The organism is Streptomyces sp. PH9007, assembly GCF_059813725.1.
Genome location: NZ_CM187440.1, coordinates 1,028,819 through 1,041,707 on the forward strand (window position 1 = coordinate 1,028,819; position 12,889 = coordinate 1,041,707).

At 70.3% G+C, this 12,889-nt stretch carries 15 protein-coding genes; 3 read left to right on the forward strand and 12 right to left on the reverse strand.

Features of this window, described 5'->3' with window-relative positions; all coding sequences use genetic code 11:
* Positions 1-15: 15 nt before the first annotated feature.
* On the forward strand, positions 16-918 hold the full coding sequence (gene dapA / locus ACTFAP_RS04480; protein ID WP_500468287.1) for a 4-hydroxy-tetrahydrodipicolinate synthase: 903 nt from the start codon (positions 16-18) through the stop codon (positions 916-918).
* On the opposite strand, the gene ACTFAP_RS04485 is transcribed toward dapA, so the two are convergent.
* The 4 genes from ACTFAP_RS04485 to ACTFAP_RS04500 form a co-directional block, all read right to left on the reverse strand.
* Positions 890-1,723: an EI24 domain-containing protein gene (locus tag ACTFAP_RS04485; protein ID WP_500469401.1), complete on the reverse strand. Its 834-nt coding sequence runs from the start codon at positions 1,721-1,723 to the stop codon at positions 890-892. The genes dapA and ACTFAP_RS04485 overlap by 29 nt on opposite strands.
* 44 nt (positions 1,724-1,767) lie before the next feature.
* Positions 1,768-2,967, reverse strand: a complete 1,200-nt coding sequence (locus tag ACTFAP_RS04490) for an RNA-guided endonuclease InsQ/TnpB family protein (protein ID WP_500468288.1) — start codon at positions 2,965-2,967, stop codon at positions 1,768-1,770.
* A gap of 180 nt (positions 2,968-3,147) precedes the next feature.
* Positions 3,148-4,149: a 2,3,4,5-tetrahydropyridine-2,6-dicarboxylate N-succinyltransferase gene (gene dapD, locus ACTFAP_RS04495; RefSeq protein WP_500468289.1), complete on the reverse strand. Its 1,002-nt coding sequence runs from the start codon at positions 4,147-4,149 to the stop codon at positions 3,148-3,150.
* A gap of 207 nt (positions 4,150-4,356) precedes the next feature.
* On the reverse strand, positions 4,357-4,677 hold the full coding sequence (locus ACTFAP_RS04500; RefSeq protein WP_390122535.1) for a DMT family transporter: 321 nt from the start codon (positions 4,675-4,677) through the stop codon (positions 4,357-4,359).
* Positions 4,678-4,941: 264 nt separating this feature from the next.
* Here ACTFAP_RS04500 and ACTFAP_RS04505 point away from each other — a divergent pair, with 264 nt between their 5' ends.
* The gene (locus tag ACTFAP_RS04505) at positions 4,942-5,178 is read left to right on the forward strand and encodes a metallothionein (RefSeq protein WP_400012466.1); all 237 of its coding nucleotides are present in this window, start codon (positions 4,942-4,944) and stop codon (positions 5,176-5,178) included.
* 84 nt (positions 5,179-5,262) lie between these two features.
* On the opposite strand, the gene ACTFAP_RS04510 is transcribed toward ACTFAP_RS04505, so the two are convergent.
* The 8 genes from ACTFAP_RS04510 to ACTFAP_RS04545 form a co-directional block, all read right to left on the reverse strand.
* Positions 5,263-5,610, reverse strand: coding sequence for a metal-sulfur cluster assembly factor (locus ACTFAP_RS04510; RefSeq protein ID WP_030733926.1), 348 nt, complete (start codon positions 5,608-5,610; stop codon positions 5,263-5,265).
* Entirely contained in the window at positions 5,607-6,056 is a 450-nt protein-coding gene (gene sufU / locus ACTFAP_RS04515; protein WP_030733929.1) for a Fe-S cluster assembly sulfur transfer protein SufU, read from the reverse strand. Before sufU ends, ACTFAP_RS04510 begins: the two co-directional genes overlap by 4 nt.
* A 13-nt stretch (positions 6,057-6,069) precedes the next feature.
* Positions 6,070-7,350, reverse strand: coding sequence for a SufS family cysteine desulfurase (locus ACTFAP_RS04520; RefSeq protein ID WP_495683546.1), 1,281 nt, complete (start codon positions 7,348-7,350; stop codon positions 6,070-6,072).
* Positions 7,347-8,111: a Fe-S cluster assembly ATPase SufC gene (sufC, locus tag ACTFAP_RS04525; protein ID WP_030733933.1), complete on the reverse strand. Its 765-nt coding sequence runs from the start codon at positions 8,109-8,111 to the stop codon at positions 7,347-7,349. The genes ACTFAP_RS04520 and sufC overlap by 4 nt, the downstream gene beginning before the upstream one ends.
* A 7-nt stretch (positions 8,112-8,118) precedes the next feature.
* Positions 8,119-8,463 carry a non-heme iron oxygenase ferredoxin subunit gene (locus ACTFAP_RS04530; protein WP_390122541.1) on the reverse strand — a complete coding sequence of 115 codons (345 nt, stop codon included), beginning with the start codon at positions 8,461-8,463 and terminating at the stop codon, positions 8,119-8,121.
* On the reverse strand, positions 8,460-9,623 hold the full coding sequence (gene sufD, locus ACTFAP_RS04535; protein ID WP_495683547.1) for a Fe-S cluster assembly protein SufD: 1,164 nt from the start codon (positions 9,621-9,623) through the stop codon (positions 8,460-8,462). Before sufD ends, ACTFAP_RS04530 begins: the two co-directional genes overlap by 4 nt.
* Positions 9,624-9,684: 61 nt before the next feature.
* A complete protein-coding gene (gene sufB / locus ACTFAP_RS04540; protein ID WP_390122547.1) occupies positions 9,685-11,106 on the reverse strand; it encodes a Fe-S cluster assembly protein SufB in 1,422 nt (473 codons plus the stop codon).
* Positions 11,103-11,912: a helix-turn-helix transcriptional regulator gene (locus ACTFAP_RS04545; protein ID WP_386540225.1), complete on the reverse strand. Its 810-nt coding sequence runs from the start codon at positions 11,910-11,912 to the stop codon at positions 11,103-11,105. Before ACTFAP_RS04545 ends, sufB begins: the two co-directional genes overlap by 4 nt.
* A gap of 516 nt (positions 11,913-12,428) precedes the next feature.
* On the opposite strand from ACTFAP_RS04545, the gene ACTFAP_RS04550 reads away from it, so the two are divergent.
* Positions 12,429-12,884 carry an RICIN domain-containing protein gene (locus ACTFAP_RS04550; RefSeq protein ID WP_500468290.1) on the forward strand — a complete coding sequence of 152 codons (456 nt, stop codon included), beginning with the start codon at positions 12,429-12,431 and terminating at the stop codon, positions 12,882-12,884.
* Positions 12,885-12,889: the final 5 nt, after the last annotated feature.

The window sequence follows — 12,889 nt, forward strand, 5'->3', positions numbered from 1 at the left end:
CGTTACGGTGGGGCCATGCGCCCCGAACCCCCCTTCGGCCGCCGTGCCGCGGCCATGATCACCCCGTTCACGGCGGGCGGTGCCCTCGACCTGGAGGGCACCGCCCGCCTCGCCGTTCATCTCGTGGACCGGGGCGGCTCCGACGCCCTGGTGCTCAACGCGACCACCGGCGAGTCGGCGACCACCACGGACGCGGAGAAGGACGCGGTGCTGCGCGCCGTCCTGGAGGCGGTCGGCGACCGGGCCTCGGTGATCGCCGGTGTCGGCACCAGCGACACCCGGCACACGATCGCGCTGGCCCGGGCCGCGGCGTCGGCGGGCGCGCACGGACTGCTGGTGGTCACCCCCTACTACTCGCGCCCCACCCAGGAGGGGATCGTCCGCCACCTGGAGACGGTCGCGGACGCCACCGAGCTGCCGGTGATGCTGTACGACATCCCGGCCCGTACCGGCGCGGGGACGGAGCTGACCGCCGATTCGCTGCGGCGGCTCGCGGGCCATCCGCGGATCCGCGCCGTCAAGGACTGCGCGTACGACCTGCTGAAGTCGGGTCTGGTCATGGAGAGTACGGATCTGTCGTACTACTCGGGCTGCGACGAGCTGCATCTGCCGCTGTACGCGCTCGGCGCCACCGGCTACGTGAGCACCGTCGCCAATGTGGCGGGGCCGCAGGTGCGGGCGGTGCTGGACGCCGTGGACGCGGGCGACCTGGCCACCGCCACCCGGCTGCACCGGCGGCTGCTGCCGCTGGTGGACACGATGATGACCGGGGTGCCCGGCACGGTGTCCGTCAAGGCGCTGTTCGCGGCGGCCGGGATGCCGGGCGGCCCGGTGCGCGGGCCGCTGCTGCCGGCCGGCGAGGAGCTCACCGGCCGGCTGGTGGAGGACCTCAAGGCTGTGCTGGCGCCCGCTTCGTGAGGTCGGGGCCGGTGCCGGGGCCGCCGTCGGTGTCCGCGTCCGGGTCGGCGGCCAGGCGTTGCGTCGCGCCGTCCCCGACGAGGTCGCGGGCGAGCAAGGTGGCCCCGGCGACGGCGCCCGGCATCAGGAAGATCGCCAGGGGCGGCACCATGAAGGCCGCCACCAGCGGGACGCCGAAGCCGACCGCCAGCCAGCGGCGCCCGCGCAGCATCCGCAGCCGCTCGCGGACGTCGATGCCCCGGCGGCCCAGGGCGTAGCAGACCAGTTCCAGGGTCAGGAAAAAGCCGGAGACGGCGAAGCCGATCACCGGGATCACGGTCTGCCCGATGACGGGCAGGAAGCCGAGGACGAACAGCGGCACGGTCCACAGCGTGGCGCGCCACAGCACGTACAGCGCCTCCACCAGCGCGGCCCACAGCTCACGCCACAGCGGCCGTTCCGGGGCCGCCGGGCACGCGCCCTCGCTCTCCTCCACGGCGGCCGACAGCGCGTCGTAGAAGGGGTCGCCGATGACGAGGGTGACGGCGGTGAAGGTGAGGACGGCGAGCGCGAGTCCGGCGGCCAGCAGCAGGGCGACGGCCAGGCCGCGCACCAGCCCGCGCCAGGGGGATTCCCAGTCGTCGGCGAAGGGCGTGATCCAGGCGGCGAGATCGCCCGCGTTGAGCAGCAGGACGAGCAGCGCCGCCGCGTACAGCACCAGCGCGATCAGCGCGGGCAGCAGGGCGCGGCCGTACCGTCCGGGGTGCTGGGCGAGCCATCGCTGGCCCAGCACCACGTACCGTATGCCGGCCGCGAGATCAGTCATCATCGGATCTTGACTTCCTCCCCCTCGTGAACGAGGGGGGATTCCTACGGCTCGCGCCGGGGGGTTTTCTGCTTCGTCGCCGACTGCCCGCCCGGAGTTCTCCGTTGAGGTCTTACACCGGCTCCACAGACCGATGCCGCCAGCCCGGCGGCCTTGAGGTTGCGTGCCGCGTTCACATCCCGGTCATGGGACGCGCCGCAGCCCCCGCACGTCCAGACGCGGACGTGCAGCGGCATGGCCCTGGCGAGGGTGCCGCAGGCGGAGCACAGCTTGGAGGAGGGGAAGAAACGGTCGACCGCGATCACTTCCCGCCCGTACCAGGCGGCCTTGTACTCCAGAAGCCCCCGGAATTCGGCCCAGGACGCGTCCGAGATCGCCCGGGCGAGTGTGTGATTCTTGACCATGTTGCGCACGGTCAGGTCCTCGATCACGATCGTTTGGTTCTCACGAACGAGCCGAGTAGACAGTTTGTGCAGGTGATCCCGGCGCCGGTCGGCGATCCGCGCATGAACCCGGGCCACCTTCCGCCGGGCCTTGACCCGGTTCGCGCCATCGCCCCTGGCCTTGCGCGACAACGCCCGCTGAGCCCTGGCGAGCCGGGCCCGGTCGCGCCGCTCATGCCTCGGATTGGCGATCTTCTCCCCTGTCGACAGGGTCAGCAGATGGTCCAGGCCGACATCCACCCCGACCACCGCATCCGTGGCCGGAAGCGAACGCACCGACGCGTCCTCACACAGCAGGGATACGAACCAGCGCCCCGCGGCGTCCTGGGAGACGGTCACCGTGGACGGCGCGGCCCCCTCAGGCAGCGGACGCGACCACACAACATCCAGCGGATCGGACATCTTCGCCAGAGTGAGCCGCCCCTCACGGAACCGAAACCCGGAGGTGGTGTACTCAGCGGACCTCCGCGACCGCTTCCGCGACTTGAACCGCGGATACCTCGCCCGCTTCCCGAAGAAGTTCGCGAACCCAGCCTGCAAATGCCGCAGCGTCTGCTGCAACGGCACCGACGACACCTCATTCAGGAAGGCCAGCGCCTCGGTCTTCTTCCACACCGTCAACATCGCCGAGGTCTGGTTGTAGTTCACCCGCTCACCCCGCGCCCACGCCTCCGTCCGGGCGGCGAGGGCCATGTTGTAGACCTTCCGCACACACCCGAACGTGCGCGACAGCTCAGCCGCCTGCGCATCACTGGGATAGAAGCGGTACTTGAACGCCCGCTTCACATGGCCCGTCCCCATGCTCACAAATTAGCTGGGCAATCGGTAAAGTTCAACTGCGGGTCAGGGGACCACGATCCGCCCTGCCGGCGAATCGCGGTCCCTCGCCCCGCTCCGCAGGAGTCCGTTTCCTCCCCTGTCTGAAGGCAGGGGTATCCACGGAGGAATCAGATGATCTCGCACCGGCGGGGGTGAACGGTGTCAGTTGTGGCTGTGCAGCGCCTCGTTGAGGCCGCCCCAGGAGCCGGTGCGCTGGAGCGCCTCGACGGTGCCGGTGGTGGAGTTGCGGCGGAAGAGGAGGTTGTTGGCGCCGGAGAGGGCGGCGGCCTTCTCGATGCTGCCGTCGGGCAGGGTGACGCGGGTGCCGGCGGTGACGTACAGGCCGGCCTCCACCACGCAGTCGTCGCCCAGCGAGATGCCGATGCCGGACTCGGCGCCGAGCAGGCAGCGTTCGCCGATGGTGATGGTCTGCTTCCCGCCGCCGGACAGGGTGCCCATGATGGAGGCGCCGCCGCCGACGTCGGTGCCGTCGCCGACGACGACGCCCGCGCTGATGCGGCCCTCGACCATGGAGTTGCCGAGGGTGCCGGCGTTGAAGTTGCAGAAGCCCTCGTGCATGACGGTGGTGCCGGCGGCCAGGTGCGCGCCGAGCCGGACCCGGTCGGCGTCGCCGATGCGGACTCCGGCCGGGACGACGTAGTCGGTCATGCGGGGGAACTTGTCGACGCTGGTGACGTTCAGCGCGGTGCCGGCGGCGCGGGCGGCCAGCCGGGTCTCCTCGACGCGCTCCACGGCGACCGGGCCGCGGCTGGTCCAGGCGACGTTGGCGAGCAGTCCGAAGATGCCGTCCAGGCTCAGGCCGTGCGGGCGCACCAGGCGGTGGCTGAGCAGGTGCAGGCGCAGGTAGACGTCGTGGGCGTCCAGCGGCTTGTCGTCGAGGGAGGCGATGACCGTACGGACCGCCACGACCTCGACGCCGCGCACCGGGTCGGGGCCCAGCGCCTGGGGGGCGGCGGAGCCGAGGAGTTCGGCGGCGCGCTCGGGGGTGAGGCGTTCGCTGCCGGCCTCGCCGGGTTCGTCGCTGAGGGCCGGGGCGGGGAACCAGGTGTCGAGCACGGTGCCGTCGGCGGCGAGGGTGGCCAGGCCGGCGGCGACGGCACCGGTGGTACGGGGGGTGGGTGCGGAGGCGGTTGCGTCGGTCATGCCCCAGACGCTAGCCGGTGGGCGGCGCGGCTGGCCAACCGGTCCCGGATGCCGGTATCCGCCGGTTGACCTGGTCGGCGATGGCGTGGGGGGTGGGTGCGTCCGGCGAGGAGTTCCCGGATCAGCGGCCCGTCCGTGAGGGGCGAGGACGGCGCGCGGTCGCGTCGATGAGGTGCCGCCGCCGTTCCGGGTCGTGGCGGCGGGCCGTCAGTGGGCTCCTCCGAGGTTGAGCAGGGTGACGCCGCCGATGACGAGGGCGACGCCGGCGACCTTGGCGGCGGTGACGCTCTCGCCGAGGAAGAGCATGCCGATGGCGGCGATCAGGGCGGTGCCGGCGCCGGCCCAGATGGCGTAGGCGATGCCGACGTCGATGGTCTTGAGGACCCGGGCGAGCAGGGTGAAGGCGACGGCGTAGCCGGCCAGGGTGCCCAGCGTGGGCCAGAGCTTGGTGAAGCCGTCGCTGAACTTCATCAGGGTGGTGCCGGCGATCTCGAAGAGGATCGCCCCGGCGAGCAGAACGTAGGCCATGCCCGGAGCGTAGTGATGATGTGTTCGTCCGTAGACATGATGGCCGGTCCGTGGCCGGGTGCGCCTCGGCCGGTTCGTCGAGCGGCCGGATGCGGTCGAAGGCTCGCCCGGGGCGCTCCCGCGCCGCCGGATCGGGCACCGAGGCCGGGTGAGATCGGCTCCCCACCGGAGTGACCCACCCCGCGCGCCACCCGGGGCGCACTCCCCCGCCCGCGCATCCTGAGCACGGAGCACGACGGACGACAGACGGAGAGAGGATCACCCATGGCCCAGTGCGAGGTCTGCGGCAACGACTACCAGCTGACCTTCGAGGTGCGCGCCGCCGGCGAGGTGCATGTCTTCGACAGCTTCGAATGCGCCATCCAGCGGATGGCCCCGATCTGCGAGAACTGTCAGTGCCGCATCATGGGCCACGGCGTGGAGACGACGGACGGCCACATGTACTGCTGCGCCCACTGCGCCCGCGTCCAGGGGCACCAGCAGCTGGCCGACCACGCCTAGGGACGCCAAAACACCCGCCACGGAAAAAGCGGGAGGCGGGGCCGGCCGGCCCCGCCTCCCGCACGAACGGTGCGGCCTCGCGTCTCAGACGTTGAAGCCCAGCGCGCGCAGCTGCTCGCGCCCGTCATCGGTGATCTTGTCGGGGCCCCACGGCGGCATCCAGACCCAGTTGATCTTCAGGTCCTTCACCAGCCCGTCGGTGGCCGACTTCGCCTGGTCCTCGATGACGTCCGTCAGCGGGCACGCCGCCGACGTCAGCGTCATGTCGAGGGTGGCGATGTTCTCCTCGTCGACGTGGATCCCGTAGATCAGTCCGAGATTCACCACGTCGATGCCGAGCTCGGGGTCCACGACGTCGTACAGCGCCTCGCGGATCTCTTCCTCGCTCGCCGGCTGGGCCGTCGTGGCCGTGCCGCCTGTCGTCTCGCTCATGCCGCCTCCTTCAGGGCCTGGGCGGTTGCTTCCTTCCAAGCCATCCAGCTCAGCAGTGCGCATTTCACCCGGGCCGGGTACTTGGAGACCCCGGCGAACGCGACCGCGTCCTCCAGCAGGTCCTCCATCGCGTCGTCCGGCTCCAGCCGGCCCTTGGACTGCATCAGCTCCAGGAAGGTCTCCTGGATCCGCCGCGCGTCCGCCAGCTCCTTGCCGACCAGCAGGTCGTTCAGCACCGAGGCGCTGGCCTGGCTGATCGAACAGCCCTGCCCCTCGTAGCTGACGTCCCCGATGGTGGTCCCGTCCATCCGCACCCGCAGGGTGATCTCGTCACCGCAGGTCGGGTTGACGTGGTGCACCTCGGCATCGCCCGGGCGCAGACCGCGCCCGTGCGGGTGCTTGTAGTGATCGAGGATCACTTCCTGGTACATCGATTCCAGCCGCATGCTCAGGGGCACCTCATCCGAAGAAGCCGCGTACGTACTCCAGCCCCTCGATCAGGGCATCCACCTCGGCGGGCGAGGTGTACAGATAGAACGACGCCCGCGTGGTCGCCGGAATTCCGTACCTCAGGCACACCGGCCGTGCGCAGTGGTGACCCACCCGCACCGCGATGCCCCGCTCGTCCAGCACCTGACCCACATCGTGCGGGTGGATGTCACCCAGGGTGAAGGAGATGGCGGCGCCCCGGTCCTCTGCCGTCCGGGGGCCGATGATCCGCAGCTCCGGCACCTCGGCCAGCCGCGCCAGCGCGTACTCGGTCAGGGCGTGCTCGTGCGCCGCGATCCGGTCCATGCCGATGCCGCTGAGGTAGTCCACGGCCGCCCCGAGCCCGACCGCCTGGGCGATCGGCGGGGTGCCCGCCTCGAACTTGTACGGCGCCGGGGCATAGGTGGAGGAGTGCATCGAGACGGTCTCGATCATCTCGCCACCGCCGAGGAACGGCGGCAGGTCCTCCAGCAGTTCCTGCCGGCCCCACAGCACGCCGATGCCGGTCGGGCCGCACATCTTGTGACCGGTGAAGGCCACGAAGTCGGCGCCCAGGTCCTGCACGTCCAGCGTGGCGTGCGGAACGGCCTGCGAGGCGTCGATCAGCACCAGCGCGCCCACCTCGTGGGCCCGCCGGACGATCTCCCGCACCGGGTTGTGCGTGCCGAGGATATTGGACACCAGCACGAACGAGACGATCTTGGTCCGCTCGGTGATGATCTGATCGATGTTCGACAGATCGAGCCGGCCCTCGTCGGTCAGCCCGAACCACTTCAGCTGCGCGCCGGTGCGCTGCGCCAGCAGCTGCCACGGCACGATGTTGGAGTGGTGCTCCATCTCCGTGATGACGATCTCGGTGCCCGAGTCCACCCGGTAGGGCTCATCGGCCCAGCCGAGCATGTTGGCCACCAGGTTCAGCGACTCCGAGGCGTTCTTGGTGAAGATCACCTCGTCCCGGCTGGGCGCGTTGATGAACGCGGCGACCTTGTCCCGGGCGCCCTCGTACAGCGCGGTGGCCTCCTCCGCCAGCACGTGCACACCCCGGTGCACGTTGGCGTGGTGCCGCTCGTAGTACGCGTTCATCGCGTCCAGCACCTGGCGCGGCTTCTGCGAGGAGGCCGCGTTGTCCAGGTAGACCAGCTTCGTGCCGTCGTGGACCATGCGGTCCAGGATCGGGAAGTCCTTGCGGATCGCCTCGGTGTCCAGGAGGCCGGCCGGGAGACCGGGGCGGCCCGCCCGTGGCTCGGTCATGAGGCGCCACCACCCTTCGTGTACGCCTCGTAGCCCTCGGCCTCGAGCTTGTCGGCCAGCTCGGCGCCGCCCGACTCGACGATCCGGCCACCGGCGAAGACGTGCACGTGGTCGGGCTTGATGTAGCGCAGGATGCGCGTGTAGTGGGTGATCAGCAGGGTGCCGGACTCGCCCGCCTCGCGCACCCGGTTGACGCCCTCGGAGACGATGCGCAGCGCGTCGATGTCCAGCCCGGAGTCGGTCTCGTCCAGGATGGCGATCTTCGGCTTGAGCAGCTCCAGCTGGAGGATCTCGTGGCGCTTCTTCTCACCGCCGGAGAAGCCCTCGTTGACGTTGCGCTCGGCGAAGGCCGGGTCCATCTCCAGGCGGGCCATCGCCTCCTTGACCTCCTTCACCCAGGTACGCAGCTTGGGTGCCTCGCCGCGCACGGCGGTGGCGGAGGTGCGCAGGAAGTTGGAGACGGAGACGCCGGGGACCTCGACCGGGTACTGCATCGCCAGGAAGACGCCGGCGCGGGCGCGCTCGTCGACGGTCATCTCCAGTACGTCCTCACCGTCGAGCGTGACGGTGCCGCCGGTGACGGTGTACTTGGGGTGGCCGGCCAGCGAGTAGGCCAGGGTGGACTTGCCGGAGCCGTTGGGGCCCATGATGGCGTGGGTCTCGCCCTGCTTCACGGTCAGGTCGACGCCGCGCAGGATCTCGGTGGGTCCGCCTTCGGCTTCGACGGAGACGTGCAGGTCGCGGATCTCAAGGGTTGCCATGGGTGCTTCAGGACTCCTGGGTGACGGAGACGAGCACAGCGGCGCCGGGGCCGTCTCCTTCGATCTTGACGGAATAGACGGGGATGGGGCGGGTCGCCGGCAGGCCCGAGGGCTTGCCGGTGCGCAGATCGAAGCTGGAGCCGTGCAGCCAGCACTCGATCCGGCAGTCCTCCACCTCACCCTCGGAGAGCGAGACATTGGCGTGCGAGCAGATGTCGTGGACCGCGAAGACCTCGCCCTCGGTACGGACCACGGCCACCGGCACCCCGCCGACCTCCACGCGCTTGGGGGTGTCCTCCGTGAGGTCCCCCAGCACGCAGGCCCGCACATAGGACGCCTGTGGTGTGCTCATGCGTGCGACGCCTCCAGTTCGGCGGAGAGCTTGGCGATCAGCCGCTCCTCGACGTCCGGGACGCCGATCTGCTGGATCAGCTCGGCGAAGAAGCCGCGGACGACCAGGCGCCGGGCCTCGTCCTCCGGGATGCCGCGCGCCATCAGGTAGAACAGCTGCTCGTCCTCGAAGCGTCCGGTGGCGCTGGCGTGGCCGGCGCCGGCGATCTCGCCGGTCTCGATCTCCAGGTTGGGGACCGAGTCGACCCGGGCGCCGTCGGTGAGGACCAGGTTCCGGTTCAGCTCGTAGGTGTCGGTGCCGGTGGCGGCGGCCTGGATCACCACGTCGCCGATCCACACCGCGTGCGCGTCCGTGCCCTGGAGCGCGCCCTTGTACGCCACGTTGCTGCGGCAGTTGGGGGCGGAGTGGTCCACCAGCAGGCGGTGCTCCTGGTGCTGGCCGGCGTCCGTGAAGTACAGGCCGTACAGCTCGGCCTCGCCGCCGGGGCCCGCGTAGGTCACCCGGGGGTGGATGCGGACCACGTCGCCGCCGAAGGTGACGATCACGGACTTGAAGGTGGCGTCCCGGCCGACCAGCGCGTTGTGCTGCGAGCAGTGCACGGCGGTGTCGGCCCAGTCCTGGACGGAGACCACGGTGACCTTGGCGCCGTCGCCGACGACGAAGTCGACGTTGGCGGCGCGCACGGTGTCGCCGGTGTGGTCCAGGACGAACACGACCTCGGCGAAGGCGCCGACCTCGAAGACGGTGTGCCCGAAGGTCACGCCGCCCTCGCCGTGCACGGACACCCGCACCGGCTCACCGAGGACGGCCTCGGCGGGCACGGTGATCACGGTGGCCTTCTCCACCGTGCTGAACGCCTGCGCGGCGACCCGGTCCACCGGGGTTCCCGCCTTGCCGACCCGGGCGTCGTCGCGGCTCACGGTCTCCACCGTGACACCGGAGCCCTCGGGGGCGATCACCTCGGCCTTGACACTGCCGCCACCGGTGGCGGTGCCGTCGTGCAGGCCGCGCAGCCGAGCCAGGGGAGTGAAGCGCCACTCCTCCTCGCGGCCGGTGGGCACCGGGAAGTCGGCCACATTGAAGGACGGCGGGGCGCTCATCCGGGTGGCGACGGTGGACTCCGCCGCCAGCGCGACCGGATTGCTTGGGGCCTCAGCCATGGGTCTCGTCGTGCTCACTCTCTTGATAGGGGAAACGGCTCACACAGGGGGGCGGGCGGGGTCAGCCGACCGAGCCCTCCATCTGGAGCTCGATCAGCCGGTTGAGCTCCAGGGCGTACTCCATGGGCAGTTCCTTGGCGATCGGCTCGACGAAGCCGCGCACGATCATGGCCATCGCCTCGTCCTCGGACAGGCCGCGGCTCATCAGGTAGAACAGCTGGTCGTCGCTGACCTTGGAGACGGTGGCCTCGTGCCCCATGGTCACGTCGTCCTCACGGACGTCGACGTAGGGGTAGGTGTCGGAGCGGGAGACGGTGTCCACCAGCAGCGCGTCGCACAGCACGTTGGACTTGGAGCCCTCCGCGCCCTCACCGATCTCGATCAGGCCGCGGTAGGAGGTGCGACCGCCGCCGCGCGCCACCGACTTGGAGACGATGTTGGAGGAGGTGCGGGGCGCCATGTGCACCATCTTGGCGCCGGCGTCCTGGTGCTGGCCCTCGCCCGCGAAGGCCACCGACAGGGTCTCGCCCTTGGCGTGCTCGCCCATCAGGTAGATGGCCGGGTACTTCATGGTGACCTTGGAGCCGATGTTGCCGTCGACCCACTCCATGGTGGCGCCCTCGTAGGCCACCGCCCGCTTGGTCACCAGGTTGTAGACGTTGTTCGACCAGTTCTGGATGGTCGTGTAGCGGCAGCGGCCGCCCTTCTTGACGATGATCTCCACGACCGCCGAGTGCAGCGAGTCCGAGTTGTAGATCGGCGCGGTGCAGCCCTCGACGTAGTGCACGTAGGCGTTCTCGTCGACGATGATCAGGGTCCGCTCGAACTGGCCCATGTTCTCGGTGTTGATGCGGAAGTACGCCTGGAGCGGGATGTCCACGTGCACGCCCGGCGGCACGTAGATGAAGGAGCCGCCGGACCACACCGCGGTGTTCAGCGCGGAGAACTTGTTGTCGCCGGCCGGGATGACGGTGCCGAAGTGCTCCTGGAACAGCTCCGGGTGCTCCTTGAGCGCGGTGTCGGTGTCCAGGAAGATGACGCCCTGCTGCTCCAGGTCCTCACGGATCTGGTGGTAGACGACCTCCGACTCGTACTGGGCGGCGACACCGGCGACCAGCCGCTGCTTCTCGGCCTCCGGGATGCCCAGCTTGTCGTAGGTGTTCTTGATGTCCTCGGGCAGGTCCTCCCAGCTGGTGGCCTGCTTCTCGGTGGAGCGCACGAAGTACTTGATGTTGTCGAAGTCGATGCCCGACAGGTCCGAGCCCCAGGTGGGCATCGGCTTCTTGCCGAACAGCTTCAGGCCCTTCAGGCGCTGGTTGAGCATCCACTCCGGCTCGGACTTCTTGTCCGAGATGTCCTTGACGACAGCCTCGCTCAGTCCGCGCTTGGCGGCGGAGCCGGCCGCGTCGGAGTCGGCCCAGCCGTATTCGTAGGTACCCAGCCCTTCGAGTTCGGGGTGGGCGGTCTCCGTGGGGAGCGTCATGCGGGGTTCCTCCCGGCTGTGCGTGGTGTCGCGGTGGTGGGTGTCTCCGGCGCCGGTGACGGCCGGTGGCCGGCCGGTGGCGCGGAGGGGACGAAGGTGGTGCAGACGCCATCGCCGTGCGCGATGGTGGCGAGCCGCTGCACATGGGTGCCCAGCAGGTGGGAGAAGACCTCGGCCTCCGCCTCGCACAGCTGGGGAAAACGCTCGGCGGCGTGCGCCACCGGGCAGTGGTGCTGACACAGCTGCTCCCCCGGCGCGCCGGGTGCGGTGCGCGCCATCGCAGCGTACCCGTCCTGCGTGAGGGCCTTGGCCAGCGCCCGGGTGCGCTCGGCGGGGCTCGCGCCGGCCAGCAGCTGCTGGTAGCGCTCGCCCTGCGCGGCGGCCCGCTCGCGGGCGAAGGCGAGGACGGCGGCTGCGCCGCTCTCCCCGCCGCCGGCGGCGCGGGCGATGAAGCCGAGCGCCTCGACGGCCAGCGCGTCATAGGCGTGGTCGAACGCGTCGCGGCCACCGTCGGTGAGCGCGAAGACCTTGGCGGGCCGGCCCCGGCCCCGGGAGCCGTAGACCCGCTTCTCGCGGGCTTCGACCGTGCCATCGGCGACCAGCGCGTCCAGGTGCCGGCGCACGGCGGCCTGGGTGAGGGCGAGCCGGTCGGCCAGCTCGGCGGCGGTGGAGGGGCCGTGATCCAGGATGGAACGGGCCACTCGCTGCCGGGTGCCGTGCTGCTCCCCGTCCGGTGCGGACAACGGGGCGGCGCCGGTGGCATCCGCTGCCACCGGCGTCGTACGCTGCGCCTCACCGTTTTTCACAACGCCATTGTTGCGTAATTCCCGCAAAGCGAGCAAGCCGCGTTCCGGTTCCTGGAAATGCGGTACATCACGTAAGGCATACCTAAGCTGAACCGGGGCGCCCGGCCAGTGGCGATACCTCCCCGGCACTCCGGAAGGCGTGTCCGGGGCAACTGACCGAAGCCCGGGACCGCGCCTCTCCCGTGCTCGCCCGCGCCGGGGAAGAGCTGTCGGCCCATCTCCGCCGTTTTCCGGATCGCCGCGCGGCCGGGCTGTTCCCGGACGGCCCTCGGGTAACAATTTCCGCGTTTCCGACCGCCTCGCGGAAGGGGGAATATCCGGCCCTGCTGGACCCCGGAAACGGTTGTCACCGGCATCGGGTCACTCGTTGGGATGACCTGGAGGGGGCGGGAGGGCTCGCGGTGACGGCCAGGGGTAAATCTCCCGTCATCGGACGTTTCGGCTCCGTGGCCGGGCGTCCTCGGCAGGAGATCGGAGTGGTGGCAGGTGGGCGTGTTTTCTCGGAGCCTGGCCGCGATGGCCGCGATGGTGCTGACGGGTGGGTTCGCGTTTCCGGCGGCGGCTGCCTCGCCGGACGCTTCCGTGCTCGCGATCAGGACACTGCAGAACCTGGGAACACAAGGGTGTCTGACCGACGACGGCGAAGAACTCGCCAGGGTGCGCGAATGCGTCACCGGCGGTACGGAACAGCAGTGGGAGGTGCGTGGCTCGACGCTCGCGCAGCAGTTGCGCAATGTCGCCACGGGTCGATGTCTGTGGGACGGAGGCGAAGGGGTCGCCGTCATGGGCTCGTGCGGCGAGCAGCCATTCGTGGAACTGGGCTCGCTGTGGATCGCGACCGGGCCGGAGGACGCCCGGCAATTCCGGAACATCACCACGCTGCAATGCGTGAGCAGCGTCCCGGGGATCACGGTGGCCCCGATCGGACAGTGTGACGACGTCCCGAACCAGCAATGGAGGACGGCCGGCTGAGGAGC

What these genes read in the sequence shown, in the direction of transcription:
- ACTFAP_RS04530 (WP_390122541.1), bottom strand. Translation starts at nt 8,463, where the DNA reads ATGAGCACACCACAGGCGTCCTATGTGCGGGCCTGCGTGCTGGGGGAC.
- sufC (WP_030733933.1), bottom strand. Translation starts at nt 8,111, where the DNA reads ATGGCAACCCTTGAGATCCGCGACCTGCACGTCTCCGTCGAAGCCGAA.
- ACTFAP_RS04500 (WP_390122535.1), bottom strand. Translation starts at nt 4,677, where the DNA reads ATGGCCTACGTTCTGCTCGCCGGGGCGATCCTCTTCGAGATCGCCGGC.
- ACTFAP_RS04510 (WP_030733926.1), bottom strand. Translation starts at nt 5,610, where the DNA reads ATGAGCGAGACGACAGGCGGCACGGCCACGACGGCCCAGCCGGCGAGC.
- ACTFAP_RS04520 (WP_495683546.1), bottom strand. Translation starts at nt 7,350, where the DNA reads ATGACCGAGCCACGGGCGGGCCGCCCCGGTCTCCCGGCCGGCCTCCTG.
- dapD (WP_500468289.1), bottom strand. Translation starts at nt 4,149, where the DNA reads ATGACCGACGCAACCGCCTCCGCACCCACCCCCCGTACCACCGGTGCC.
- sufB (WP_390122547.1), bottom strand. Translation starts at nt 11,106, where the DNA reads ATGACGCTCCCCACGGAGACCGCCCACCCCGAACTCGAAGGGCTGGGT.
- sufD (WP_495683547.1), bottom strand. Translation starts at nt 9,623, where the DNA reads ATGGCTGAGGCCCCAAGCAATCCGGTCGCGCTGGCGGCGGAGTCCACC.
- sufU (WP_030733929.1), bottom strand. Translation starts at nt 6,056, where the DNA reads ATGCGGCTGGAATCGATGTACCAGGAAGTGATCCTCGATCACTACAAG.
- ACTFAP_RS04490 (WP_500468288.1), bottom strand. Translation starts at nt 2,967, where the DNA reads ATGGGGACGGGCCATGTGAAGCGGGCGTTCAAGTACCGCTTCTATCCC.
- ACTFAP_RS04505 (WP_400012466.1), top strand. Translation starts at nt 4,942, where the DNA reads ATGGCCCAGTGCGAGGTCTGCGGCAACGACTACCAGCTGACCTTCGAG.
- ACTFAP_RS04550 (WP_500468290.1), top strand. Translation starts at nt 12,429, where the DNA reads ATGGCCGCGATGGTGCTGACGGGTGGGTTCGCGTTTCCGGCGGCGGCT.
- dapA (WP_500468287.1), top strand. Translation starts at nt 16, where the DNA reads ATGCGCCCCGAACCCCCCTTCGGCCGCCGTGCCGCGGCCATGATCACC.
- ACTFAP_RS04485 (WP_500469401.1), bottom strand. Translation starts at nt 1,723, where the DNA reads ATGACTGATCTCGCGGCCGGCATACGGTACGTGGTGCTGGGCCAGCGA.